Genomic DNA, 22,875 nt, shown 5'->3' on the forward strand with positions numbered 1-22,875 from the left:
GCTTGCCCGAGGGCATCGACATGGGGAGGAACGAGATGGCGCGGTCGGCCAACGCACGCACGGGCACGGAGGCTGGCACCGAGCCCGTCCCGCAACGATTGCTGGCCGTAGCCACCCGGCTGTTCGCCGAGCAGGGCTTCGAAGCCACCTCGGTGCAGCAGATCGTCGATGCCGCGGGCGTCACCAAGGGCGCGATGTACCACTACTTCGGCTCCAAGGACGACCTGCTCTACGAGATCTACGCCCGCGTGCTACGCGATCAGCAGGCGCGGCTGGAGAGCGCGGCCGAAAGCGACTCCCCGGTCAAGGAGCGGCTGCACGCCGCGGCTTCGGACGTCGTGGCCACCACGGCGGCCAACCTGGAAGACACGATCATCTTCTTCCGGTCGATGCACCTGCTGCACGCCGACAAGCAGGCCGAGGTGCGCGCCGAGCGCCGCCGCTACCACGAGCGCGTGCGCGGCCTGATCGAGGAGGGCCAGAAGACCGGGGTGTTCCGCACCGACAAGTCCGCGGACCTGGTGGTGGACTTCTTCTTCGGCGCGGTGCACCACCTCGGCACCTGGTTCCGCGAGGACGGCAAGCTCACCGGGCAGGAGGTCGGCGAGCACTTCGCCGACCTCCTGCTGGACTCGCTGAGACCGTAGTTTTTCGGTCGTGTTTCGTTCCGCCCCCGGGGCTTGTGACCCGGCGGTGCGGAGGGGTTGGCTGACGCCGGCATGTCGTGAGGCCGACGGGAGTGACCTTGACCGAGACCGAAGCGCGCTCACCGCGCCTGGACCGCGTGCTCAACCTGATCGAACGGATCGGCAACAAGCTCCCCGACCCGTTCATCCTCTTCGGATTGCTGTTCCTGCTGGTCGCGGTGGTGTCCACGGCGATATCGGCGTTCGGCGTCTCGGTGACCATCCCGGGTTCCGACGAGGCGACGCCGATCCGCGGCGCCTTCACCGGCGACGGCCTGGAGTTCCTGTTCACGACGATGGCGGAGAACTTCATCGGATTCCCGCCGCTGGAAACCGTCGTCACGATCATGCTCGCGGTCGGCCTGGCCGAGCGCACCGGCATGCTGACCGCCCTGATCAGGTCGTCCTTCGGCAACGCCCGGCGCTCGGTCCTGCCGTACGCGGTGGGCCTGGTCGGGGTCAGCGCGAGCGTGATGGCCGACTCCTCGATGATCATCATCCCGCCGCTGGCGGCGCTGGTGTTCAAGGCCGCCGGTCGTCACCCGGTCGCCGGTCTGCTGGGCGGGTTCGCCGCCACCGGCGCCGGGTACTCGACGTCGATCGTGGTCACGAGCCTGGACGCGCTGTTCTCCGGGATCAGCAACAAGGTCGCCGAGACGCTGCCGAACCCGGGCACGCTGGTCACACCGGTGTCGAACTACTACTTCAACGTCGTCTCGGCGGTGCTGCTCGGGCTGCTCGCCGGGTTCCTCATCGACCGGCTCATCGAACCGCGCTTGATCCGCAACGGCGTCCCCCGCGAGGTCGCCGACGGCGAGGCGTCCGACCTCAAGGTCGCGCTGGAACCCGCCGAGCGCCGCGGCCTGCGGTGGGCCGGGGTGTCGTTCCTGGTCGCGACCGCGCTGGTGCTGCTGCTGGTGCTCTGGCCGAACTCGCCGCTGGCCAACGCCGAAGGCGGGTTCCTGCCGGACTCGCCGCTGATGGACTCGGTGACGACGCTGATCTTCCTCGGCTTCGCCGTCCCGGCGATCGCCTACGGCGCCAAGGCCGGGTCCATCACCCGGGCCGCCGACGTGCCGCGGCTGATGGCGCTCGCGCTGCGCGACCTGACCGGGTTCCTGGTGCTGGCGTTCATGCTCGGGCAGTTCATCGCGCTGTTCAACTGGACGAAACTCGGTTCGCTGGTGGCGGTCTCGGGTGCCGACCTGCTGCAGTCGATGCACCTGGACGGGTATCCGGCGTTCCTCGGGTTCATGCTGCTGGCCTCGCTGCTGAACCTGTTCATCATCTCCGGGTCGAGCCTGTGGACGCTGATGGCGGCGGTGTTCGTGCCGATGTTCGCGCTGCTGGGGTTCGAACCCGGCTTCGCCCAGGCGGCGTTCCGCGTCGGCGACTCGGCCACGCAGATCATGACGCCGCTGAACCCGTACATGATCATCATCCTGGGGTACCTGCGCCGCTACGAACCGAGCGCGGGCATCGGCACCCTGGTCGCCCGCATGGTGCCGTTCGTCGTCCCGTTCTGGCTGCTGTGGGCGTTGGTCATGACGGTCTTCTACTTCGCCGACATCCCGCTGGGCCCCGGCATGGACATCCACATCCAGCCGTGAGACGAGTGTGGGGAGGTTTCCGCGGAAACCTCCCCACACTGAGAACCGCTGCTAGAGCAGGACGCGGGAGAGGAACTCCGCGACGCAGGCGGGCTTGCCGGCGCCCTCGATCTCCACCGTGGCCTTGACGGCCAGCTGGAGGCCACCCTCGATCTCGGTGGCGCTGATCAGCTCCGTCGTCGCGCGCACCCGCGCGCCGACCGGGACGGGGGAGGGGAACCGGACCTTGTTCAGGCCGTAGTTGATGCCCATCTTGGCGTTGTCGACCCGGAAGGTCTCCGAGTTCAGCTTCGGCAGCAGGCTCAGCGTCAGGAAGCCGTGCGCGATCGGCCCGCCGAACGGCCCCTGCTCGGCCTTCTCGATGTCGACGTGGATCCACTGGTGGTCGTGGGTCGCGTCGGCGAAGGTGTTGACCTGCTCCTGGGTGATGGTCAGCCACTCGCTGGTGCCCAGTTCCTCGCCCTGGGCGGCGAGGATCTCTTCCTTGCTGGTGAAAACCTTCATGCGCTTCCTCCGGGAAGGTCGACGAGTTCGGCGATGCGGGCTCGGTGGGCCTCGGCGATGCCGAAGGTGAGCTGGGAGCTCTTCGCCCGGCCCAGGTAGAGGTGCGCGGGGTGCTCCCAGGTCATGCCGATGCCGCCGTGCAGCTGGAGGTGCTCCTCCGCGGCGTGGACCACCAGGTCGGAGACGTAGGCCTGCGCCATCGCCACCGCGAGCTCCTCGTCGGTGCCCGCGGCCAGCGCGTCGGAGGCGTTGCGGGACACCGCACGCGCCATGCTGATCTTGGTCCACAGGTCGGCCAGCCGGTGCTTGATCGCCTGGAACGAACCGATCTGCCTGCCGAACTGGTAGCGGGTCTTGCCGTACTCCACGGTGGTGTCCAGGCAGTGCTGCGCGAGCCCGACCTGCTCGGCCGCCAGCATTCCGGCCGCCGTGAGCAGCGCGCGGCGCAGGACCCGCTCCGCCTCCGGGCCGGAGGCGATGCGCTCGCCCGCGGTGCCGTCGAGGACGAGCGTGCCGAAGCGGCGGGTCAGGTCCAGCGGCGTCGTCGACGTGCGCGTCGCCGCCGAGGTCTCCACCAGGTACAGCGCCGAGCCGTCGGTGTCGACGGCCGGAACCACCGCGTAGTCGGCCACTTCCAGGTCCACCACGGCCGACACCGCGCCGGACAGCGCCGAGTCCTCGGCCTTCACCGACTGCGGGAACGACGTGTGCGGAACGGTCGTCAGGCCGACCGCGAGCGTGCCCACCTTCGAACCGTCCACCAGCTGCGGCAACGCGGTCTTCTCCGCGCAGCCCGCCAGCGCCGCGGTGGCCAGCACGGTGCTCAGGAAGGGCACCGGAGCGACCGCGCGGCCGATCTCCTCGGCCACCACCGACAGCTCCCGGGCCGTGGCACCGGAACCGCCGAGCTCCTCGGGCACCAGCAGTCCCGCCAGGCCCATCTCACCGGCCAGCGACCGCCACAGGTCCAGGTCGTAGGGCTCGTCGGTCTCGACGCGGGCCAGGACGGCCGTCCAGTCGCAGCGGTCCCGCAGCACCCGGCGCACGCCGGAGCGCAGGTCCTCCTCGACCTCGGTGTAGAGCAGGTCCGTCATCGCGGCAGCTCCTTCCACGGCTTGTCCTTGTCGGTGCGGATCTCCGGCGGCAGCCCGAGGATCCGCTCGGCGATGACGTTGCGCAGGATCTCGGTCGTACCGCCCTCGATCGTGTTGCCCTTGGCCCGCAGGTAGCGGAAACCGGGCCCGCGCTTGGTGAAGTCGGTGAACTCCGGCTGGCGGAACGTCCAGTCGTCGTACTCCAGGCCCTCCTCGCCCAGCAGCTCCAGCTGGTAGCCGGTGAGCCGCTGGTTGAGCTCGGCGAAGGCCGACTTGATCGCCGAACCCTCCGGCCCCGGCTCACCGACGGCCATCTGCTGCCGCAGGCGGATGCTCGCCAGCCGCAGGGCCTCGGCCTCCACCCACAGCTCCAGCAGCCGGTCGTGCAGGCCCGGTGTGCGCTTCTCCGGGTGGCTCCGCCACTGATCGGCGGCGGCGCCGATCAGGCCGCTCTCGCGCGGGGGCGTGCGGCCGCCGATGGCGACGCGCTCGTTCATCAGCGTGCCCAGCGCCACCGACCAGCCCTGCCCGACCTCGCCGAGCCGCTGCGAGTCGGGGATGCGCACACCGGTCAGGAAGACCTCGTTGAACTCGGCCTCGCCGGTGATCTGCCGCAGCGGGCGGACTTCCACGCCCGGCGCGGTCATGTCGCAGATGAAGTAGGTCAGGCCCTTGTGCTTGGGCTGGTCCGGATCGGAGCGGGTCACCAGGATCGCCCACCGGGCCTGGTGCGCCAGCGACGTCCACACCTTCTGCCCGTCGACGACCCACTCCTCGCCGTCGCGCACGGCCCTGGTGGACAGCGCCGCCAGGTCCGAGCCCGCGCCCGGTTCGCTGAAGAGCTGGCACCAGATCTCCTCGCCGGTCCACAGCGGACGGAGGAAGCGCTTGCGCTGCTCGTCGTCGCCGAAGCGCAGGATCGTCGGGGCCGCCATGCCCAGGCCGATGACGTTCATGTGCGGCTCGTTGTCCGGCGCGCCCGCCTCGACGAACGCGGCGTCGACGTCGGCCTGCAGCTCGCGGGCCGCGCCCAGACCGCCCAGTCCCTCCGGGAAGTGCACCCACGCCAGCCCGGCGTCGAACCGGGCGCGCAGGAACTCCAGCCGGTCGGTGCTCTTCGGGTCGTGCGCGGCCAGGAACTCCTGGACCCGGCCGCGCAGCTCGGTGGCGTCCACGGTGCTCACGCCTTCGGTCCGCCGGCCACGTAGATGACCTGGCCGGAGACGAAGCCGGAGCGCTCGTCGGCGAAGAACGAGGCGGTGTTGGCGATGTCCTCGGGCTTGCCCGCTCGCGCGACCGGGATCTGCGAGATCGCGGCGGTGGTGAAGTCCTCGAAGGACATGCCGACGCGCTCGGCCGTCGCCTTGGTCATGTCGGTGGCGATGAAGCCCGGGGCGATCGCGTTCGCGGTGATGCCGAACTTGCCCAGCTCGATCGCCAGCGTCTTGGTCAGGCCCTGCAGACCGGCCTTGGCCGTGGAGTAGTTGGCCTGGCCGCGGTTGCCCAGCGCCGAGGTCGACGACAGGTTCACGATCCGGCCCCACTTGGCCTCGACCATGTGCTTCTGCACCGCCCGGGCCATCAGGAACGAGCCGCGCAGGTGCACGTTCATCACGGTGTCCCAGTCGTCCTCGGACATCTTGAACAGCATGTTGTCGCGCAGCACGCCGGCGTTGTTGACCAGCACGGTCGGTGCGCCCAACTCGGCGGCGACCCGGTCGACGGCGGCCTGCACCTGCTCGGCGTCGGCGACGTTGGCCCCGATCGCCAGCGCCTTGCCGCCACCCGCCTCGATCGCCGAAACGGTTTCACCGCAGGCCTTCTCGTCGAGGTCGATGACGGCGACGGCGAACCCGTCTTCGGCCAGCCTCTTCGCGGTGGCGGCGCCGATCCCGCGAGCGGCACCGGTGACGATCGCGACACGACTCTCAACCATGGACAACTCCTCGCTGCTCTGTGCGTTTCCAACCCGCCCCGCTCGAAGCCCCGGACTTCCACTGAAATCCGGTCGGGACGTGGGGACGGGGTTCGTTGGGGTAACGGGGGAGATGGGTGGTGGGTTACTTCTTCTTGTACTTGCCGAGCTCGCGGCGGGCCAGGGAGCGGCGGTGGACCTCGTCGGGACCGTCGACCAGGTGGAGGGTCCGGGCGTGGGCGTAGAGCGCCGCCAGGGGGAACTCCTGGGAGACGCCGCCTCCGCCGTGGGCCTGGATGGCGCGGTCGACGACCCAGGTCGTCACCTCGGGAACGGCGACCTTGATGGACTGGATCTCGGTGTGCGCGCCCTGGTTGCCGACGGTGTCCATCAGCCACGCGGTCTTGAGCACCAGCAGCCGGGCCTGCTCGATCTTCACCCGGGATTCGGCGATCCAGTGCTGCACCACGCCCTGCTCGGCCAGCGGCTTGCCGAACGCGACGCGCTCGGAGGTGCGCCGGCACATCAGCTCCAGCGCCCGCTCGGCCATGCCGATGGCGCGCATGCAGTGGTGGATGCGGCCGGGACCGAGCCGCGCCTGGGCGATCGCGAAGCCCTCGCCCTCACCGGAGATGACGTTGTCCACCGGCACCCGGACGTCGTTGAACACGATCTCGGCGTGACCGCCGTGGTCGGCGTCGTCGTAGCCGAAGACGTGCATGCCGCGCTTGACCTCGACGCCCGGGGTGTCCTTGGGTACCAGCACCTGGCTCTGCTGGCGGTGCCGCTCGGCGTCCGGGTCGGTCTTGCCCATCACGATCAGGATCTTGCAGCGGGGGCTCATCGCGCCGGAGGAGAACCACTTGCGCCCGTTGATGACGTAGTGGTCGCCGTCGCGGGTGATGCGGGTGCCGATGTTGGTCGCGTCGGAGGAGGCGACGTCGGGCTCGGTCATGCAGAACGCCGAGCGGATCTCGCCGTCCAGCAGCGGCTGGAGCCACTGCTTGCGCTGCGCGTCGGTGCCGAACTGCGCCAGCACCTCCATGTTCCCGGTGTCCGGTGCGGCGCAGTTGGTGGCCTCCGGTGCCAGCTGACCGGAGCGGCCCATGATCTCCGCCAGCGGCGCGTACTGCAGGTTGGTCAGCCCGGCACCGTGCTCACCGGGCAGGAAGAGGTTCCACAGGCCGCGCTTGCGCGCTTCGGCCTTGAGCTCCTCCATGATCGGCGGGTGCGCCGACCAGCGATCCAGTCCCTCGTCCATCTGCTCGGCGAACACGGGCTCGGCCGGGTAGATGTGCGAGTCCATGAACTCCAGCAGCTGACCGCGCAGCTCCTCGGTCCGTGCGTCGAACGCGAAATCCATCTCTCATGCCTCCTTGAGGGTCGCCAGGCCCTGCGCGACGAGCGGAGCGACCAGGCCACCGACGTGCTCGAAGCCCTCGCCGACGGTCTGGTCGTGGATGAAGCGGTAGTGGATCCCTTCCAGGATCACCGCGATCTTGAAGTAGCCGAACGCGAGGTACCAGTCCACATCGGACAGATTCAGTTCGCTGCGCTCGGCGTAGCGCGCGAAGAGCTGCTTGGCGCTGGGGAACCCGTACTCCGGCCCGACGCCCTTGGCGATCGGGTTGTTCTCCAGGCCGCTGAAGCCCTCCCAGTACACGGCCAGCAGGCCGAGGTCGGTGAGGGGATCGCCGATGGTGGCCATCTCCCAGTCCAGCACGGCCTTGATCCGCTGGTCGTCGCCGACGATGACGTTGTCCAGCCGGTAGTCGCCGTGCACGATGCCCACCCGCCCGCTGGTCGGCACCGAAGCCGCCAGCCGCTGGGAGAGCTCGTCGATGCCCTCGACCTCGCGGCTGTGGGAGGCCTTGAGCTGCTTGGTCCACCGGCGCACCTGGCGTTCCAGGAAGCCCTCCGGGCGGCCGAACTCGGCCAGGCCCACCGAGGCAGGGTCGATGGAGTGCAGGTCGGCGAGCACGTCCATCAGCTGGAAGGACAGGTCCTGGCGCTGCTGCTCGTCGAGCGTCTCGGTCTGCCCGGCCGAGCGGAAGACGGTGCCGCGCACGTACTCCATGATGTAGAACGGGGCGCCCAGCACCTCCTCGTCCTGGCACAGCAGCTCGGTGCGCGGCACCGGCACGCGGGTGGTGGCCAGGGCGGTGAGCATCCGGTGCTCGCGGCTCATGTCGTGCGCTGTGGCCAGCACGTGACCCAGCGGTGGGCGGCGCACGACCCATTCGCGGGTGCCGTCGCCGACGATGTAGGTCAGGTTCGAGCGGCCGCCCTGCACCAGCTCGCCGGTGAGCTCGCCGGTGACCATGCCGGCCATCTCGACGTCGAGGTACGCCCGCAACCTGTGCAGGTCGAGGCCGGGCAGCTCGTCGGTCTCGGGTGCGTTCACCTGGTCTCCTCGTCTTGCGGTACGGATCCGGTCGGCAGCAGTTCGGCCAGCCGGGTTCGGGTCTCCGCCGGGCCGGTGTGCAGCACGGCGTGCATGCCCAGGGCGCGGGCGGCGTCGACGTTCGGCGCGCCGTCGTCGACGAAGGCGGTCTGCTCGGCGGGCAGGCCGAGCTCGTCCAGGCTCATCCGGTAGATGCTCGGGTCGGGTTTGCGCAGCCCGACCTGGCCGGAGAGGACGGTGGACTCGAACAGGCCCGTCAGCTGCTCCCACGGGTAGGCGTCGATGTTCCCCCAGCTGTTGGACAGCAGTGCGGTGCGGATTCCGCGCTCGCGCAGTCCTCGCACCAGATCCAGCATGGCCGGTTCCGGGCGCATCCGCGCGAACAGGCGTCCGAGCAGGTCATCGGGTGCGACGGGCTCATCGTCGAGGGTGCGCAGCCGGGCGGCCATGGCCTTGTTGAAGCCGTCGGCGTCGAGCTCCCCGGTCTCCAGCAGGTGCACGGGCGTGCCCGCGGGCGCGTGGCGGGAGAGCCACTCCTTGAGCGCGGCGGAGAACAGCTCCGGGCGGATCCGCTCCTCGGTCAACCAGGCGTTGATCGAGTCGCGGGTGGGTGTGGTCAGCACACCTCCGTAGTCGAAGACGACCGCGCGGACGGTCGGGCCGGCAGCACTGGAACCCATGGACAGGACCGTACCGACTAGACGGTATGTAGCGCTAGCCCCAGTTCGGAGGGGTCGGTCGGGCCCGGGTGGGAGGGTGATGTCCGGGTCGCCCGGATGGAGGTCGCGCGATCACGGCGGGTCAGCGGGCGTCCGATTCATCCTGATCGAACGGAGCTGGTCAGGCCAGTGGCGCTCGTCGAGGTGGCGGTTGCGGGAACTCGTTTCGCTCAATCCGGTGACGCTGGGTCAAAGGTGGTAAGTCCGGCAAAAACGTCGTCGTTGACCTGGTGTTTACTCGTCGGTAGGTTACGAAATCGCCGCGCGGACAGCACTTTTCGACTCCCACCGATCGTGCAGGAGAGGCCAATGAAGTCCGTCCTCAGTGGAAGGCGCGCCGCGATCGCGGCCGCCTTCGCCGCAACCGCAGCCCTCGCCGCCGCCCCGCAGGCGGTGGCGGCCCCCTTCGACATCAACTTCGACTGCAACGGTGATGCGCCGACGGGCGCTCAGCAGTTCACCCTGCAGCAGAGCACCGATGTCTCCGCTCCCGAGACCGTGGCTCCCGGAGCGGCTTTCGACGTCGTCGTCGATCCCGCCGTGAACACCATCCCGGGCGAGGTCAACGGCAACACCGTCAAGGAGGTCGGCGGTTTCGACCTGAGGCTCCCGATCCCGGCGAACTCCACCTACGTCTCGGCCGAACTGGCCGGTGGCTCGAACCTGGGCCCGAACCCGCCGACCATCAACGTCGAGAACGGCGTCGCCACGGTGCACCTCGACGGCCCGATCGCCGGTGGCAGCGAGTTCGAGCTCCCCACGATCACCGTGCACCTCACCGCGGGTGAGTCCGGCACGATCGAGACCAAGCTGGCCGGGACCAGCTACGAGGACCCGGGGCTGACCTTCACCGCGGTCGTGTCCTCGATCATCGGTGACGTCGACGTCCCGTCGTCGTGCTTCCCGAACCCCAACCCGACGCTGACCACGACGACGATCGGTTGATGCCGGGAGTGGCGGGGCGCCACGGCGTCCCGCCACTACTTCCGCGTGATCAGGTGCGCGCCGATCCCGGCGATCAGACCCCAGAACACCGAGGCGATGCCGAACGCCGTCACGCCCGAGGCGGTGACCAGGAAGGCGATCAGCGCGGCGGTGCGGCTGCCGGTGTCGGCGGTGGCCTTGGCCATCGACCCGCCGATCGTGTCCAGCAGGCCGATGCCGGCCAGCGCGGCGATCAACGCGCCGGGGAACGCCGCGATGAGGCTCGCCAACGTCGCACCGAACACCGCGATGACCAGGTACAGCGCACCCGAGGTGATCGCGGCCTTGTAGCGCTGGCCGGGATCGGAGTGGACCTCCTCGCCCATGGCCAGCGCAGCGGTGATCGCCGCCAGGTTGATGCCGAAGCACCCCAGCGGAGCCAGCAGCACGTTCACCGCTCCGGTCCACGACAGCACCGGCGAGATCGGTGTGGTGTAGCCGTGGGTTCGCAGCGTCACGACGCCGGGCAGGTTCTGCGAGGTCATGGTGATCACGAACAGCGGGATGGCGATGCCGACCACCGAGTGCACCGAGAAGTCCGGCCACGTCCACACCGGAGTCGCCAGAGCCAGGTCGATGTCGCCGGCCCGCAGGCTGCCCCCGAACGCGGTTCCGGCCACGCCGATGACCAGCGCGATCAGCACCGCGTAGGGCGGGAGGAAGCGCTTGCCCAGCAAGTAGCCCACGAGCATCGCCGCGACCAGCGCGAACTGCTCCCGCATCGTGGTGAACAGGTCGATCCCGAACCGCAGCAGCACGCCGCCCAGCAGCGCGGCGGCGATCGCCGGCGGGATCAGGTTCACCGCTCGCTCGAACAGCCCGGTCACGCCGACCAGCAGCGACAGCGCCGCGGCCAGCAGGAACGCGCCGACGGCCTCCGGCATCGACAGCCCGTGCCCGCTGGCCGCCAGCAGCGCCGCGCCCGGGGTGGACCAGGCGAGCACGATCGGCGCGCGGGTGCGCAGCGACAGCGCGATCGACGTGACGCCGATGCCGATGCCCAGTGCCAGGATCCACGAGGAGATCTCGGCCGGTGTGGCTCCCAGCGCGCGTGCGGCCTCGAAGACGATGGCGGCCGAGCTCACCACCCCGACCAAGGTGGTGATGGACCCGGCGACCAAGGTGGAAACCGGTGCGGCGGGGATCCGCTGACGCAACTGCACGAGACCCGTCCGTTCTGTATATGGAACGATCGGGGATGTTAGGAGGTGCCCGTGGAACCGGTCAAGCTCGTCGGGGAGAACCTGCGCGCGGCCCGCACCGGCCGCGGCCTGTCGCTGTCGGAGGTGGCCAGGCAGGCCGGCATCGGCAAGGGCACGCTCTCCGAGCTCGAAGCGGGCAACCGGAACCCGACCCTGGAAACCCTCTACGCCCTCGCGACGGTGCTCGGCATGCCCCTCGGGCGGCTCCTGGCCGCCGAACCCGAGCCGCGAGACGGGGGAGCTCTCCACGTCCACCGCGCCGCCGGGCCCGAGATCTCGGGCCGCGCCGCCGACGTCGAGCTGCTGGACAGCGTCGACGACGGCCGGACGCGCCTGGAGATCTACCGGCTGCACGTCCGCGCGGGCACCCGCTACACCTCCCCGGCGCACCACCCCAGGGTGATCGAGCAGATCCACGTCCACACCGGAACCCTCGTCACCGGACCGGAATCGGACCCGCGGACGCTCGGTCCCGGCGACTACATCCGCTTCGACGCCACGGTCCCCCACGTCTACGAAGCCCCCGACGACGCCACCACAGCAACCCTCGTCATGCGCTACCCGGACTGACGAGCGGGCTCACGGTGGCCGAGGGCGTTTCGAATTTTGCGCGAAATTCGACACCACCCACGCGGTCGGGCGTGTGCTGGCTGGTCAGGAGCGCGCTGGGGTGGGAAAGCGAAAGTCCCTCCGGGACGGGGGACCGGAGGGACTTCCAGGGGTGAGCACCTGCCGTGTCGGGGCGGTTCAGGGGCTCGGGTGCGGGTGCCCTCGCAGGAGGAGGGCACCCGCCTCGTGAACGCTCAGGCGTTGTCCTGCTTGAGCATGTCGGAGCACTTCTCGCCGATGGCCATGGTGGTGATGTTGGGGTTCACCGCCACCAGGAACGGCATCACCGAGGCGTCGGCGACGCGCAGGCCCTGCACGCCCTTGACGCGAAGGCGCGCGTCCAGCGGCTTCGAGTTGTCTTCCGCGGCGCCCATCTTCACCGAACCGGCGGGGTGGTAGACGGTGTTGTGGGTGCGCTTGATGTAGTCGGCGATCTCGTCGTCGGTCTGCACGTCCTTGCCGGGGAAGAGCTCCTCGCCGGCCCACTCCTGCATCGCCGACTGCGCGACGATCTTGCGGGCCAGCTTGATGCCCTCGGTCATGACGCGGAGGTCGTGACCTTCCGGGTCGGTGAAGTACTTCGGGTCCACCTTGGCCTTGTCCCGGAAGTCCTTGCTGCGCAACCGAACCGTGCCGGTGGAGCGCGCGCGGGTGACGTTCGGGGTCAGGCAGAAGGAGTTCTCCGACGACGGGTAGCCCTGCCGCACGGTGTGCATGTCGAACGGCACCGAACCGTAGTGGAACATCAGGTCCGGTCGGTCCAGTCCGTCCTCGGTCCGGGTGAAGATGCCGATCTCCCACCACTGGGTGGAGTCCTCCACCATCGGCTTCTTGGCCTCCCAGCTGATCACGCCCTCGGGGTGGTCCTCCAGGGTGGAACCGACGCCGGGGGAGTCGACCAGCACGTCGATGCCGAACTCGCGCAGGTGCTCGGCCGGTCCGATGCCCGAGAGCATCAGCAGCTTCGGCGTGTCGATCGCACCGGTGGACAGCACGACCTCCTTGCGGGCGGTGATCGTCCGCGAGTGGATGAGGTCGTCGCTGAGGTACTCCACACCGTTGGCGCGGGTGCCGTCGAAGGTGACCTTCTTGGCCCAGGCGTTGGTGCGGATCTCCAGGTTCGGCCGGTCCATGATCGGGTGCAGGTAGGACACCGACGAGGAGGAACGGGTGCCGTCCTGCTTGGCGTTGATCTGGAACCAGTTGGCGCCGTGGGTGACGGTCTTGCCGGAGTTGAACTCGGTGGTCGGAATGCCCTGCTGCTCGCAGGCTTCCAGCAGCGCGGCACCGGTCGGGTCCTTCGGCGGGACCGAGCGGATGGTCACCGGACCGCTGCGGCCGTGGTGGTCACCCGGTCCGTCGTTGGTCTCCAGCCGCTTGTACAGCGGGAACATGTCCGCAGAGCCCCAGCCCGGCAGGCCCATCGACTCCCACTCGTCGAGGTCCTCGGCGGGCGCCCAGAACGCGATGCAGGAGTTGTGCGAGGAGCAGCCGCCCAGCACGCGGGCACGGGCGTGCCGCATGAAGGAGTTGCCGTTCTCCTGCGGCTCGATCAGGTAGTCCCAGTCGTAACCGGACTCCAGCAGCGCCATCCACTTCTTGAGCTCGAGGATGTTGCTGTCGCCGACGTCGGACGGGCCGGCTTCGAGCAGGCACACGGTGGTGCCGGGGTCCTCCGACAGCCGCGCCGCGACCGCCGCACCCGCGCTACCGCCGCCCACCACGACGTAGTCGAACTGATCGGTCATGGTCATTCCTTTCAGAACTCAGACGAGGGAGGTCTTCTCGTCGCCTTCGGAGTCCTTCTCGGACACCGCGTGGTCGGCGAGCACACCCACCTTGTGCCGCTGGATGAACCAGTAGTAGGCGAATCCGCCCACGGCCGCGATCCCGACGAACAGCACCGAGCTGTACTGCAGGTACCAGTGGTACGGCGGTTCGGCGTTGTAGACGTCCTTGCGCGGCCACGCGAGGTTGATCGACATCCCGAGGCCCCACAGCACGGCCAGGACGTTGATCGGAAGGCCGAGCTTGCCGAGGCTGAAGCGGCCCTCCTCCTTGGTCGACTTCCACTTGCCGCGCAGGCGCGCGACCAGCATCGGGATCGTCACCAGCAGGTAGGAGATGTAGATCAGGATGATCGCCAGCGAGGTGATGGCGGTGAAGATCTGCGGCTGACCGATGTTGACCAGCAGCAGCACGACCGCGACGACACCGATGAACACCGCCGGGGCGACCGGGGTCTGGAACCGCGGGCTCACCCGGGCCAGCAGCTTGCCCGCGGGCAGCGCGTTGTCGCGGGCCATGGCGAACATGATGCGGATCGCGGCGGTGTGCACGGCCAGCACGCACACGGTGATCGCCACGAAGATCGCCAGCAGGAACAGTCGGCCGACGAACGGGCCGAGCGCGTCGCTGAGGACGAACTGCAGACCGGATTCGGCCAGCTCCGGGGCGCTGAAGTCGCGGGTGGCCATCATGCCGAACAGCAGGATCAGACCGCCGAGGACGAACGAGGCGATCAGCGCACGCAGGATGGCGCGCGGCGCGTTCTTGTGCGGGTCGATCGACTCCTCGCCGAGCGAGGCGGCGGTGTCGAAGCCGTACATGACGTAGGACGAGGCGATACCGGCGACCAGGAAGGCGCTCAGGTAGCTGCCGCCGTAGGCGGCCTCGGTGCCGTTGGTGTCGAGGACGACCGTCGGCGGGTTCACCACGACCAGCGCCAGCGCGATGATCAGCAGTACCGCTGCGGCGAGCTCGATGAACACACCGGTGGAGTTGATCTGCGCCATCAGCTTCACGCCGTAGGCGTTGACCAGCGTGGTGAACAGGATCAGCACCAGCGCCAGCAGCACCGCGTTGACCGCGGAGTCGGTGGCGCCGGAGCCGTCACCGACCAGCTGGAAGCCGGACCAGATCTGCGGCAGGGTGTTCTGGTAGGCCAGCGCGGTGGCCGAGATCGACACGATCGAGGCCAGCAGCATCATCCAGCCGGCCAGCCAGCCGACGTGGGGACCACCGAGCTTCTTGGCCCAGTTGTAGATGGAACCGGCGATCGGATAACGCGATGCCAGCTCGGCGAAACTCAACGCCACCAGCAACTGCCCCAGGAACACGATCGGCCAGGACCACACGTAGGCGGGTCCGCCGAAACCGATGCCGAAGTACGACAGTTGGAAGGCGCCGGTGAGCACCGAGATGTAGCTGATGCCCGCGGCGAAGGTGTGGAAACTTCCCAGGCTTCTCTTCAGCTTGTTGGTGTACCCGAACTCGTTGAGCTCGGCGTCGTGATTGGTGGGCGCGCTCATGCCCCGAACTCCTTCCCCGGCCGACCTCTCCCGCCCGGATGGCAGGAGCGGCGACGCGGGTTGGTTGTTTGCTTAGCGCGAAATCCCGCTTCCCGCAGTCGTTCTGCGGGCGGTGCGGTGGCGCGTCCGGCCACCGCACCGGCACAAGATTCCTTCCTTACTTCGAGGAGAACCAGTTCTGCGGACCGGGCCGCAGGTTCTGGTAGACGTGCTTGGCCTCCTGGTACTCGCCGAGACCTGCCCGGCCGAGTTCGCGTCCGATGCCGGACTGCTTGAAACCACCCCACTCGGCCTGCGGGAGGTAGGGGTGGAAGTCGTTGATCCACACGGTGCCGTGCCGCAGCCGGTTGGCCACGCGCTGCGCCTTGGCCGGATCGCCGGTGAACACCGCGCCCGCCAAGCCGTAGTGGGTGTCGTTGGCGATGCGGATCGCGTCGTCCTCGTCGGTGAAGCGCTCGACGGTCAGCACCGGGCCGAACGATTCCTCGTTGACCGCATGGGTTCCCTGCTTCACCTCGTCGAGAACCGTGGGCAGGTAGTAGTGCCCGTCGGCGTAGCGCTCGCCCTCGGGGCGCTTGCCGCCGGTGCGCAGCACCGCGCCCTCGGAGACCGACTGGGCGACGTAGTCGTCGACCTTCTGCAGGTGCGCGGCGGAGATCAGCGGGCCGGTCTCGGCGTCGTCGTCGAACGGGCCGCCGATGCGGATCTGCTCGGCGCGGCGCACGATCTCGTCGACCAGCGCGTCGTGCAGCTCGTCCTGCACGATCAGGCGGGCGCCCGCGGAGCAGACCTGGCCGGAGTGCAGGAAGATCGCGGTCAGCGCGAAGTCCACGGCGGTGTCGAAGTCGGCGTCGGCGAAGACCACGTTGGGGTTCTTGCCGCCGAGCTCCAGGGCGACCTTCTTGACGGTCGGCGCGGCCATCGCCGAGATCTTGCGGCCCGTGTGCAGACCACCGGTGAAGGAGATCAGGTCGACGTCGGGGTGCTCGGCGAGCACCGAACCGACCTCGGCACCGGTGCCCAGCACCAGGTTCCCGACGCCGGCGGGCAGTCCGGCTTCCTCCAGCGCGCGCATCAGCAGGATCGCGGTGGCCGGGGTCAGCTCGCTGGGCTTGAGGATGAAGGTGTCGCCCGCGGCGATGGCCGGCGCGACCTTCCAGGCGACCTGCAGCAGCGGGAAGTTCCAGGGGGTGATCATCCCGCAGACGCCGACGGGCTCGTACTGCACGCGGCTGATGGCGTCCGGGGTGCCGGTGTCGACGAGGCTGCCCGCGTCGGTGCCCGCGATCTTGCCGAAGTAGCGGAAGCACGCGGCGATGTCGTCCATGTCGTACTCGCTCTCGACCAGGCGCTTGCCGGTGTCGAGCGATTCGGCGCGGGCGAACTCGTCCTTGTCGCGGACGAGGATGTCGGCGACGCGCAGCAGCAGGTCACCTCGGTCCCAGGCCGAGCTGGTCGACCAGACGCCCTCGTCGAAGACCCGGCGCGCGGCGGCGATGGCCTGCTCGGCCTCGGCGCGACCGCCCTCGGAGACGGTGGCGACCAGCTTTCCGTCGGCGGGGCAGTGGATCTGCCGGGTGCGGCCGTCGGCGGCCGGCACCCACTTGCCGTCGATGAACAGCGTGGCTGCCGAATTGTCTGCTTGCGGCATGACTCTTCCCCGTTTGTCGCTCGTTTGTCCGCGTTCGCGGCCATCGTGAACACGCCTCGCGAGAGGCTGCTGGATCACAATGCGGCGGACGCCGATTCATCGCCACACGAATCCGCACCGGATGATGCGGAGCAATTCGCCGAATAGCGCCCCACATGGGCGCGATTCGTTCTCCGAATTCACCTCCTGGTGGTCCATTCGGTGGCTATCTGGCGCGTTTCTCGTCCAATTCGCACGACGCATTTCCGCATCGCGCACGTCCATTGGCTGCGGTGCCGGGAGAAGACACTAACACCAGGCATGTACATCTGTACATCATCGAGTGTTCAGGATTGGTCGAACTCGTGGAAAAATGCGCGTTGAACTGGTCAAACGCCTGGTCGGTGACGTGGACCGCATCGCGATCGGGGCGGACGTGGCAAGCTGGATCTCCGGATGCGGGCCGATCACCCCACCCCCGAATCGGTTCGCCACCCGGATGCCGAAGAACGTTCACGCGCTGTGACAGGGGAGGAACACCGAGCGCATGTCGAGCACCCAGCCCGCGGCGCCCGCTCGCCGCAAGGACCCCGATCGCCGCGAGCGCATCGCGCGCGCCGCGATCGAGGTGGTCGCCGAACGCGGCGTCGAGAAGCTCACGCACCGCAGCGTGGCGGCTGCCGCGGGTGTCCCGCTCGGATCCACCACCTACTACTTCGCGACCCTCGATGACCTGCTCGCCAGCGCCCTGCGGCAGGCTGCCGAAGACGACGTCGAGCACATGCGGAAGTGGGCGGCCGGCCTGGAGTCGGGCAGCGACCTCGCCCAGGCGCTGACCGACCTGGTGCTGCACTACCTCGGGCCCGCTCGCGCGCAGACGGCCGTCGAGCACCAGCTCTACATCGCCGCGCTGCACAAGCCGGCCTTGCGCCAGGTGAGCCAGGAGTGGGACACGTGGTTGGCCGAGCTGTTCGCCTCCTACACCGACGAGGCGACCGGCCGTGCCCTGTCGGTGCTGTTCTGCGGTTGGCAGCTGCAGGGGATCGTCCGGGAATCGGTGCCGAGCCGAGACGAAATCGAGATGACTTTTCGGCGGATGCTGCAGCCGGGCGCGAAAACCTGATTTCAACAGGCATTTCAGGGCGGGTGTCCGGACGGTCAACATCGGATGTCCGTTGGATTGCACTGGAATCAGGGCAGTTGATCTCAATGCTGTTTGCGAGGAAGATGTAGGCATAGCGATCCGTGGCATCGGTGTCGGTGATGTCGTCGAAGTTGTCGGTTTTCGGCCCGGCGGGCGCATCAACGGATGAATCACCGGTGCGGGCACGGACTTGCCGCGTCGGGGCGTGGCTCGCTCCCAGCAAAATTGATCAACTCAGGTGGGGTGAGACCGTGGGGCACAACGAAGACCGCGAACTGGTACCGCTGAAGGCGGATTTCGACACCGTCTGGTACGGATACCGTCGCTCGCAGGTGAAGTTCTACATCCAGCAGACCGAGGCCGAGCTGCGCCTGGTCACCGAGGACCGGGATTCGGCGTTAAGCCAGGTCAACGAACTGTCCGCGCAGCTCGACCAGGCTCGCGCCCAGGTCGAGGAGCTCAAGCAGGAGCTCGACGCGCAGGCGCAGGAGCCGATTTCCCTGGACGCGCTGTCCGACCGGATGCGCCGCATGGTCCGGCTGGCCCAGGACGAGGCCAAGGAGATCGTGGCCAGCGCTCAGGCGGCTTCCGAGCACGAGTGGGCCCGCTCCGAGCAGGCCGCAGCCGAGCTGCGCAACCGCTACGAGAAGCTGGTCTCCGAGGCCGATGAGTGGCGCCGCCAGTCCGAGGAGCAGCGCAACGAGCTGATCGCGCGCACCCGTTCCGAGGTGCAGGCGATGGCCAAGGAGGCCGAGCAGCAGCGCAGGCAGCTCGACGCGGAGGCCGAAGAGCGCCGCGTCCAGGTGGAGCACGACTTCGAGACCTCCATGTCCGCCCGCCGCGACGAGGCCATGCGCATCCTCGCCGAGCGCGAGCAGGCCAGCCGCGAGGAAGCTCAGCGTCGCGTCCGCGAGGCCACGGCCGAGGGCGAGCGCCGGATCCTGCGCGCCGACGAGTACTCGGCGACGATGCACAAGACCCGCCAGCAGCTCGCTGAGCAGGTGCGCAACGCGCAGCGGATCCTGGGCAGCGCCGAGCCGTTCCTGGTGGCCACCGAGAGCGGTTCCGACACCGAGGCTTCGGACGCGTACGTCGCCGAGACCGTCCACAATGGAGACTCGGACGTCGAGGTCCCGAAGCAGCGCGACGAGGAGACGCTGCCGCAGGAGGCAGAAGCCACCGTCTGATCGATCGGCCTCAGCCCGCGGGCCGCCCGCCTGGTGTTCGGCGGGCGGCCCGCTGCCGCGTCCGGGGGAGGTGTCGAGAACTCGCCCCGCGCTTCCCGGTGATCCGCTCGGCTGGCTAGATTGCTCCGATCGTTGTGCTCACCGGGAGGTCGGATGAACTGGCGCGGATGGGGAACCATCGCCGTGGCCTGCGCGATGTTGCTGGTCGGGATGCCTGCGGGGGCCGCTCCGCCGGAAGACCTCGCCCAGCGGCTGGAGGAGCTGCCGGGCATGACGGTGGTGGGGGAGCGGCCCACCGAACCCGGCTTCCGGTTGTTCGACCTGACCTTCACCCAGCCGGCCGATCACCGGCACCCGGACGCCGGTTCCTTCGAGCAGCGGCTCACCCTGCTGCACCGCGACCCCAGCCGGCCCGCGGTCCTCCACACCACCGGCTACGGGCTTCCGACCAGCACCAACCGCACCGAGCCGACGCAGCTGGTCGACGGCAACCAGGTGAACCTGGAGCACCGCTTCTTCACCCCGTCGCGCCCGGAACCCGCCGACTGGAACGATCTCGACATCTGGCAGGCCGCCACCGATGAGCACGAGGTCATCTCGGCGCTGCGCGGCATCTACGACCGGCAGTGGATCACCACCGGTGCGAGCAAGGGCGGCATGACGGCGGTGTACCACCGCCACTTCTACCCGGACGACGTGGACGGAACCGTTGCGTACGTCGCACCGAACGATGTGGACAACGATCGCGACGCCTACGACCGGTTCCTCTCTTCAGTCGGTACCGATCCAGCCTGTCGCGAGGCGCTGACCGCCGTTCAGCGCGAGGCCCTGATCCGCAGGCCCGAGATGATCGCCAGGTTCCAGTCGTTCGCCGACTCGCAGGGCATGACCTTCGACCGGATCATCGGCGACATCGATCGAGGCCTGGAGCTGGTCGTGCTCGACGCGTCGTGGAGCTTCTGGCAGTACCGCGGTCAGCAGGACTGCGGGCAGGTTCCGGCGTCCACCGCGAGCACCGACGAGATCTACCGGTTCCTGGACGAGACCGTCGAGTTCGCCTTCTACACCGATCAGGGCATGGAGCCCTACACGCCGTACTACTACCAGGCGGGAACCCAGCTGGGCTGGCCCGGCGTCTCCGACGAACCGCTGGCGGACCTGCTGCACCACCACGAGCTCAGCCAGCCGCGCAACCTGGTGCCCCGGGAGATCCCCATGGAGTTCGAGCCGGGCGTGATGCGCGAGGTCGACACCTGGGTCCGCAGCCAGGGCTCGGAGCTGATGTTCGTCAACGGCCAGAACGACCCGTGGAGCGCCGAGCCCTTCGAACCGGGCCGCGGCGACTCGCACTCCTACCTGGTTCCGGGCGCCAACCACGGCGCCAAGATCGCCGGACTGCCCACCGACCAGCGAGCCCAGGCCGAGGCCACGGTTCGCCGCTGGGCCGGGGTCGACGTCCCCGCGCTGCGCAGCACCGGCATCGACCACCAGCCGGTGGAGCGTCACCCGCGCTGACCTGCGACCGTCCGGTCGTAGAAGCGCATCAGGAAGTCGTGGGCCGGGCGTTCGACCGTCCTGGTCAGCGCCCAGCCCACGGCCGTGCCGGTGGCCAGCATCGCCAGCGTCTGCAGCAGCGGCGGCACGCCGCTGGTGTCCAGGTAGTGCAGCAGGACGTAGCCGATGGTCTGGTGGCTGAGGAACACGCCGTAGGAGATCCCGGCGAACCAGGTCACGCCGCGCGCCAGCGTCGGCGGCAGCTTCCAGTCCGGACCGCACGCCACCAGGGTCAGCAGCAGCATTCCCAGCCACATGCCGAGGGTGGATCCCCAGTCGCAGTCGAGCTGCCCGTCGGGCAGCCGGATGTAGTTGTGCATGGCCTGGGCGAACATGCAGCCGCCCAGCAGCAGCGCGAAGTGCCCGCGCGAGAGGCGCCCGGTGGAGACCATCCAGATCGCCACCCCGGCCGCGAACAGGTGCCAGCGGTGCGCGCCGAAACCGTCCACGAGCATCCGGTAGGTCTCCGGCGCTCCGGAGATGCGGATGTGCCACTGCGCGAGCGGCAGCAGCACCGCCGTCCACAGAACGCAGACGATCTTGTTGCCGTGGCCCAGTTTGGTGGCGTAGAGCACCGCGGCGAAGGTGAATCCCAGCAGCTGCAGCGGGACCGTCCAATGTGAACCGTCGAGGAAGGCGTAGACCGACGGCTTCCAGTTCCACAGCATCAGCAGGTGGCCGGCGAGGTCCCGGCCGTTCGGTTCCACCCAGCTGGGCGGGCGCAGGAAGCGCAGGACCAGCCAGATCAGCACCACCGCGCCGACGAAGGGCGGAAGGAGGCGCGCCATCCGCTTCCACCAGTAGCGCAGCAGGCTGCCGCGCCCGATGGTGGCCGCGGCGAAGTAGGCCGAGATCACCAGCAGCATGCTCGCGCCGACCTGGTACGGGAAGACGAGGGTGCGCGGGGAGAGCTCGGGATGGGTCACTCGGCTCATGTGGGTCGCGTGGTAGATCATCACCAGCACCACGCATCCGGTGCGCACGGCGTCCCAGCTGACTTTCCGGGTGCTCCGCTGCGGGGCGCTTCTCGCGCGCGTAGCGGTCAGTTCTTGCACGCTCGCTACCTCAAGGTCGGTCCGTCCGCATTCTCTGCTGGTAGAAGTGTGAATCTGGGCGAACAGTCTAGATGCCTGAGCTGTTCGGGTGAGGTGGGGGCGTGGGTGCGGTGCGGGCCAGCAGCGCGAAGCTCAGCGGCTCGGGCGTGCGCAGGTCGGCGTCGCCCGGTTCGGGCCGCCAGTCGGCTACCGGCACCGCGCCGGGCTCCAGCGGTTCGGCATCGCCGAGGAAGGACAGCACGGTGGCGCGGTCGCGCATGGCCGGGGGCGGGCAGTCGGGCAGCACCGCGAGGATGTCGTGCGCCGGTTTCGGCGCGAACTCGTCGGTGAAGTGCGACAGCGCCAGCAGCGAGCCGGGGGCCAGCGCGCCGGTGTAGTGGCGGATCACCTCGGCCGGCTGGTGGTGCTCGCCGAACTGGTGCAGCACGCCGAGCATCAGCACGGCCACCGGCTGGTCGAAGTCCAGCAGCCGCCGCGTTTCCTCGGCGGCCAGGACGGATTCCGGATCGCGGACGTCGGCGTGCACCATCGCCGCGGTCTCGCTCCCGGCGAGCAGCAGCTGACCCTGGGTGGCCGCGATCTGCTCGTTGTCGACGTAGACCACGCGCGCGGCGGGGTCCGCCTCGGCGGCGATCTCGTGCGGGCTGCCCGCGATGGGGATGCCCGAGCCGAGGTCCAGGAACTGCCGGATGCCCTGGTCGAGGCAGGTGCGCATCATCCGCCGCAGGCAGTTGCGCGCGGCCAGGGCTTCTAGCCTGGCGTAGGGGGCCTGCGCGAGGATGCGCCGGGCCAGCGCGCGGTCGGCGGCGAAGTTGCTGCCGCCGCCGAGCAGGTAGTCGTGCACACGAGCGTCGCTCGGACGGTCCAGGTCGAGGGTCCTGGTGATCATCGGTCGGTCCGCCAATGTGTCTGCGAGTGACTTTGCTGCTGCGTAGCGTAGTGATAGGCGCCCGCACTGATCAGGTGAAAAATCCCCAGCGTAGTGACGCAGCGTCACCTCTATGGAGTAGTGCGAAAGATCTGCGAATGGTGGCGACCGAGTTCCGGGACGGCGCGAAAAAGCATCTCCGCTTTTGTGAAAAAACCGAAAAAACTACGTGCATAACCGGCAGGGTCAGCTCCGGATGAAGATCGAATGCCGAGCTGGTTGGCACAGTGAGGCGAGTATCACCCAAAAGAGAGTCATCGGCTGTATGCTCTCCGTTACTATCTGCGTCGCGTACCAACGTGCCCAAAGCGAGCCCGACCCCGCATCCGGCGATGAGGA

21 protein-coding genes are annotated in these 22,875 nt (G+C 68.8%); 8 read left to right on the plus strand and 13 right to left on the minus strand.

The window, feature by feature from the left end:
- The first annotated feature begins 35 nt into the window (after nucleotides 1–35).
- Nucleotides 36–647, plus strand: a complete 612-nt coding sequence (locus AB0J78_RS24830; RefSeq protein ID WP_363792909.1) for a TetR/AcrR family transcriptional regulator — start codon at nucleotides 36–38, stop codon at nucleotides 645–647.
- 98 nt (nucleotides 648–745) lie between these two features.
- A complete protein-coding gene (locus AB0J78_RS24835) occupies nucleotides 746–2,296 on the plus strand; it encodes an AbgT family transporter (RefSeq protein ID WP_363792911.1) in 1,551 nt (516 codons plus the stop codon).
- Between the two features lie 51 nt (nucleotides 2,297–2,347).
- Here the strand turns inward: AB0J78_RS24835 and AB0J78_RS24840 are convergent, their stop codons facing one another.
- From AB0J78_RS24840 to AB0J78_RS24870, 7 genes are all read right to left on the minus strand, one after another.
- Nucleotides 2,348–2,800, minus strand: a complete 453-nt coding sequence (locus AB0J78_RS24840) for a MaoC family dehydratase (RefSeq protein WP_363792913.1) — start codon at nucleotides 2,798–2,800, stop codon at nucleotides 2,348–2,350.
- Entirely contained in the window at nucleotides 2,797–3,894 is a 1,098-nt protein-coding gene (locus tag AB0J78_RS24845) for an acyl-CoA dehydrogenase family protein (RefSeq protein ID WP_363792915.1), read from the minus strand. Before AB0J78_RS24845 ends, AB0J78_RS24840 begins: the two co-directional genes overlap by 4 nt.
- Nucleotides 3,891–5,078 (minus strand): acyl-CoA dehydrogenase family protein, encoded by a 1,188-nt coding sequence (locus AB0J78_RS24850; RefSeq protein WP_363792917.1) that lies wholly within the window; start codon nucleotides 5,076–5,078, stop codon nucleotides 3,891–3,893. Before AB0J78_RS24850 ends, AB0J78_RS24845 begins: the two co-directional genes overlap by 4 nt.
- Complete coding sequence (gene fabG / locus AB0J78_RS24855) at nucleotides 5,075–5,830, minus strand: 3-oxoacyl-ACP reductase FabG (protein ID WP_363792919.1); 756 nt, start codon at nucleotides 5,828–5,830, stop codon at nucleotides 5,075–5,077. Before fabG ends, AB0J78_RS24850 begins: the two co-directional genes overlap by 4 nt.
- Nucleotides 5,831–5,954: 124 nt before the next feature.
- Nucleotides 5,955–7,172, minus strand: coding sequence for an acyl-CoA dehydrogenase family protein (locus tag AB0J78_RS24860; RefSeq protein WP_363792921.1), 1,218 nt, complete (start codon nucleotides 7,170–7,172; stop codon nucleotides 5,955–5,957).
- A gap of 3 nt (nucleotides 7,173–7,175) precedes the next feature.
- A complete protein-coding gene (locus AB0J78_RS24865) occupies nucleotides 7,176–8,213 on the minus strand; it encodes a phosphotransferase family protein (protein WP_363792923.1) in 1,038 nt (345 codons plus the stop codon).
- Nucleotides 8,210–8,893 carry an HAD family phosphatase gene (locus AB0J78_RS24870; protein ID WP_363792925.1) on the minus strand — a complete coding sequence of 228 codons (684 nt, stop codon included), beginning with the start codon at nucleotides 8,891–8,893 and terminating at the stop codon, nucleotides 8,210–8,212. The genes AB0J78_RS24865 and AB0J78_RS24870 overlap by 4 nt, the downstream gene beginning before the upstream one ends.
- 348 nt (nucleotides 8,894–9,241) lie before the next feature.
- Between AB0J78_RS24870 and AB0J78_RS24875 the strand changes: the two genes are divergently transcribed.
- Complete coding sequence (locus AB0J78_RS24875) at nucleotides 9,242–9,877, plus strand: cyclase (RefSeq protein ID WP_363792927.1); 636 nt, start codon at nucleotides 9,242–9,244, stop codon at nucleotides 9,875–9,877.
- A gap of 35 nt (nucleotides 9,878–9,912) precedes the next feature.
- On the opposite strand, the gene AB0J78_RS24880 is transcribed toward AB0J78_RS24875, so the two are convergent.
- Entirely contained in the window at nucleotides 9,913–11,079 is a 1,167-nt protein-coding gene (locus AB0J78_RS24880) for a benzoate/H(+) symporter BenE family transporter (protein ID WP_363792929.1), read from the minus strand.
- A 51-nt stretch (nucleotides 11,080–11,130) separates the two neighbouring features.
- Here AB0J78_RS24880 and AB0J78_RS24885 point away from each other — a divergent pair, with 51 nt between their 5' ends.
- Entirely contained in the window at nucleotides 11,131–11,688 is a 558-nt protein-coding gene (locus AB0J78_RS24885; protein WP_363792930.1) for an XRE family transcriptional regulator, read from the plus strand.
- Nucleotides 11,689–11,921: 233 nt separating this feature from the next.
- Here AB0J78_RS24885 and AB0J78_RS24890 read toward each other — a convergent pair whose 3' ends face one another.
- From AB0J78_RS24890 to AB0J78_RS24900, 3 genes are all read right to left on the minus strand, one after another.
- Nucleotides 11,922–13,475, minus strand: coding sequence for a GMC family oxidoreductase N-terminal domain-containing protein (locus tag AB0J78_RS24890; RefSeq protein ID WP_363792932.1), 1,554 nt, complete (start codon nucleotides 13,473–13,475; stop codon nucleotides 11,922–11,924).
- A gap of 18 nt (nucleotides 13,476–13,493) precedes the next feature.
- Nucleotides 13,494–15,038 carry an amino acid permease gene (locus AB0J78_RS24895; RefSeq protein ID WP_363792934.1) on the minus strand — a complete coding sequence of 515 codons (1,545 nt, stop codon included), beginning with the start codon at nucleotides 15,036–15,038 and terminating at the stop codon, nucleotides 13,494–13,496.
- Nucleotides 15,039–15,195: 157 nt separating this feature from the next.
- Nucleotides 15,196–16,689, minus strand: a complete 1,494-nt coding sequence (locus tag AB0J78_RS24900) for an aldehyde dehydrogenase family protein (RefSeq protein ID WP_363792936.1) — start codon at nucleotides 16,687–16,689, stop codon at nucleotides 15,196–15,198.
- 352 nt (nucleotides 16,690–17,041) lie between these two features.
- Between AB0J78_RS24900 and AB0J78_RS24905 the strand changes: the two genes are divergently transcribed.
- The 4 genes from AB0J78_RS24905 (at nucleotide 17,042) to AB0J78_RS24920 (ending at nucleotide 20,514) form a co-directional block, all read left to right on the plus strand.
- The gene (locus AB0J78_RS24905) at nucleotides 17,042–17,194 is read left to right on the plus strand and encodes a hypothetical protein (RefSeq protein WP_363792938.1); all 153 of its coding nucleotides are present in this window, start codon (nucleotides 17,042–17,044) and stop codon (nucleotides 17,192–17,194) included.
- A 21-nt stretch (nucleotides 17,195–17,215) separates the two neighbouring features.
- Nucleotides 17,216–17,791 (plus strand): TetR family transcriptional regulator, encoded by a 576-nt coding sequence (locus AB0J78_RS24910; protein WP_363792940.1) that lies wholly within the window; start codon nucleotides 17,216–17,218, stop codon nucleotides 17,789–17,791.
- Between the two features lie 272 nt (nucleotides 17,792–18,063).
- Nucleotides 18,064–18,999, plus strand: a complete 936-nt coding sequence (locus AB0J78_RS24915) for a cellulose-binding protein (RefSeq protein ID WP_363792942.1) — start codon at nucleotides 18,064–18,066, stop codon at nucleotides 18,997–18,999.
- A 153-nt stretch (nucleotides 19,000–19,152) separates the two neighbouring features.
- Entirely contained in the window at nucleotides 19,153–20,514 is a 1,362-nt protein-coding gene (locus tag AB0J78_RS24920) for a S28 family serine protease (RefSeq protein ID WP_363792944.1), read from the plus strand.
- Here the strand turns inward: AB0J78_RS24920 and AB0J78_RS24925 are convergent.
- Both AB0J78_RS24925 and AB0J78_RS24930 read right to left on the minus strand, forming a co-directional pair.
- The gene (locus AB0J78_RS24925; RefSeq protein WP_363792946.1) at nucleotides 20,502–21,608 is read right to left on the minus strand and encodes an acyltransferase; all 1,107 of its coding nucleotides are present in this window, start codon (nucleotides 21,606–21,608) and stop codon (nucleotides 20,502–20,504) included. The two genes, AB0J78_RS24920 and AB0J78_RS24925, sit on opposite strands and share 13 nt — an antisense overlap.
- A gap of 67 nt (nucleotides 21,609–21,675) precedes the next feature.
- Nucleotides 21,676–22,497 carry an SAM-dependent methyltransferase gene (locus AB0J78_RS24930; RefSeq protein WP_363792948.1) on the minus strand — a complete coding sequence of 274 codons (822 nt, stop codon included), beginning with the start codon at nucleotides 22,495–22,497 and terminating at the stop codon, nucleotides 21,676–21,678.
- Nucleotides 22,498–22,875 lie beyond the last annotated feature (378 nt).

The sequence above is a fragment of the Saccharopolyspora sp. NPDC049426 genome (assembly GCF_040676935.1).
Lineage (GTDB): Bacteria > Actinomycetota > Actinomycetes > Mycobacteriales > Pseudonocardiaceae > Saccharopolyspora.

What these genes read in the sequence shown, in the direction of transcription:
- AB0J78_RS24840 (WP_363792913.1), bottom strand. Translation starts at nt 2,800, where the DNA reads ATGAAGGTTTTCACCAGCAAGGAAGAGATCCTCGCCGCCCAGGGCGAG.
- AB0J78_RS24900 (WP_363792936.1), bottom strand. Translation starts at nt 16,689, where the DNA reads ATGCCGCAAGCAGACAATTCGGCAGCCACGCTGTTCATCGACGGCAAG.
- AB0J78_RS24890 (WP_363792932.1), bottom strand. Translation starts at nt 13,475, where the DNA reads ATGACCGATCAGTTCGACTACGTCGTGGTGGGCGGCGGTAGCGCGGGT.
- AB0J78_RS24930 (WP_363792948.1), bottom strand. Translation starts at nt 22,497, where the DNA reads ATGATCACCAGGACCCTCGACCTGGACCGTCCGAGCGACGCTCGTGTG.
- AB0J78_RS24870 (WP_363792925.1), bottom strand. Translation starts at nt 8,893, where the DNA reads ATGGGTTCCAGTGCTGCCGGCCCGACCGTCCGCGCGGTCGTCTTCGAC.
- fabG (WP_363792919.1), bottom strand. Translation starts at nt 5,830, where the DNA reads ATGGTTGAGAGTCGTGTCGCGATCGTCACCGGTGCCGCTCGCGGGATC.
- AB0J78_RS24905 (WP_363792938.1), top strand. Translation starts at nt 17,042, where the DNA reads ATGCGCGTTGAACTGGTCAAACGCCTGGTCGGTGACGTGGACCGCATC.
- AB0J78_RS24910 (WP_363792940.1), top strand. Translation starts at nt 17,216, where the DNA reads ATGTCGAGCACCCAGCCCGCGGCGCCCGCTCGCCGCAAGGACCCCGAT.
- AB0J78_RS24920 (WP_363792944.1), top strand. Translation starts at nt 19,153, where the DNA reads ATGAACTGGCGCGGATGGGGAACCATCGCCGTGGCCTGCGCGATGTTG.
- AB0J78_RS24895 (WP_363792934.1), bottom strand. Translation starts at nt 15,038, where the DNA reads ATGAGCGCGCCCACCAATCACGACGCCGAGCTCAACGAGTTCGGGTAC.
- AB0J78_RS24845 (WP_363792915.1), bottom strand. Translation starts at nt 3,894, where the DNA reads ATGACGGACCTGCTCTACACCGAGGTCGAGGAGGACCTGCGCTCCGGC.
- AB0J78_RS24830 (WP_363792909.1), top strand. Translation starts at nt 36, where the DNA reads ATGGCGCGGTCGGCCAACGCACGCACGGGCACGGAGGCTGGCACCGAG.
- AB0J78_RS24860 (WP_363792921.1), bottom strand. Translation starts at nt 7,172, where the DNA reads ATGGATTTCGCGTTCGACGCACGGACCGAGGAGCTGCGCGGTCAGCTG.
- AB0J78_RS24875 (WP_363792927.1), top strand. Translation starts at nt 9,242, where the DNA reads ATGAAGTCCGTCCTCAGTGGAAGGCGCGCCGCGATCGCGGCCGCCTTC.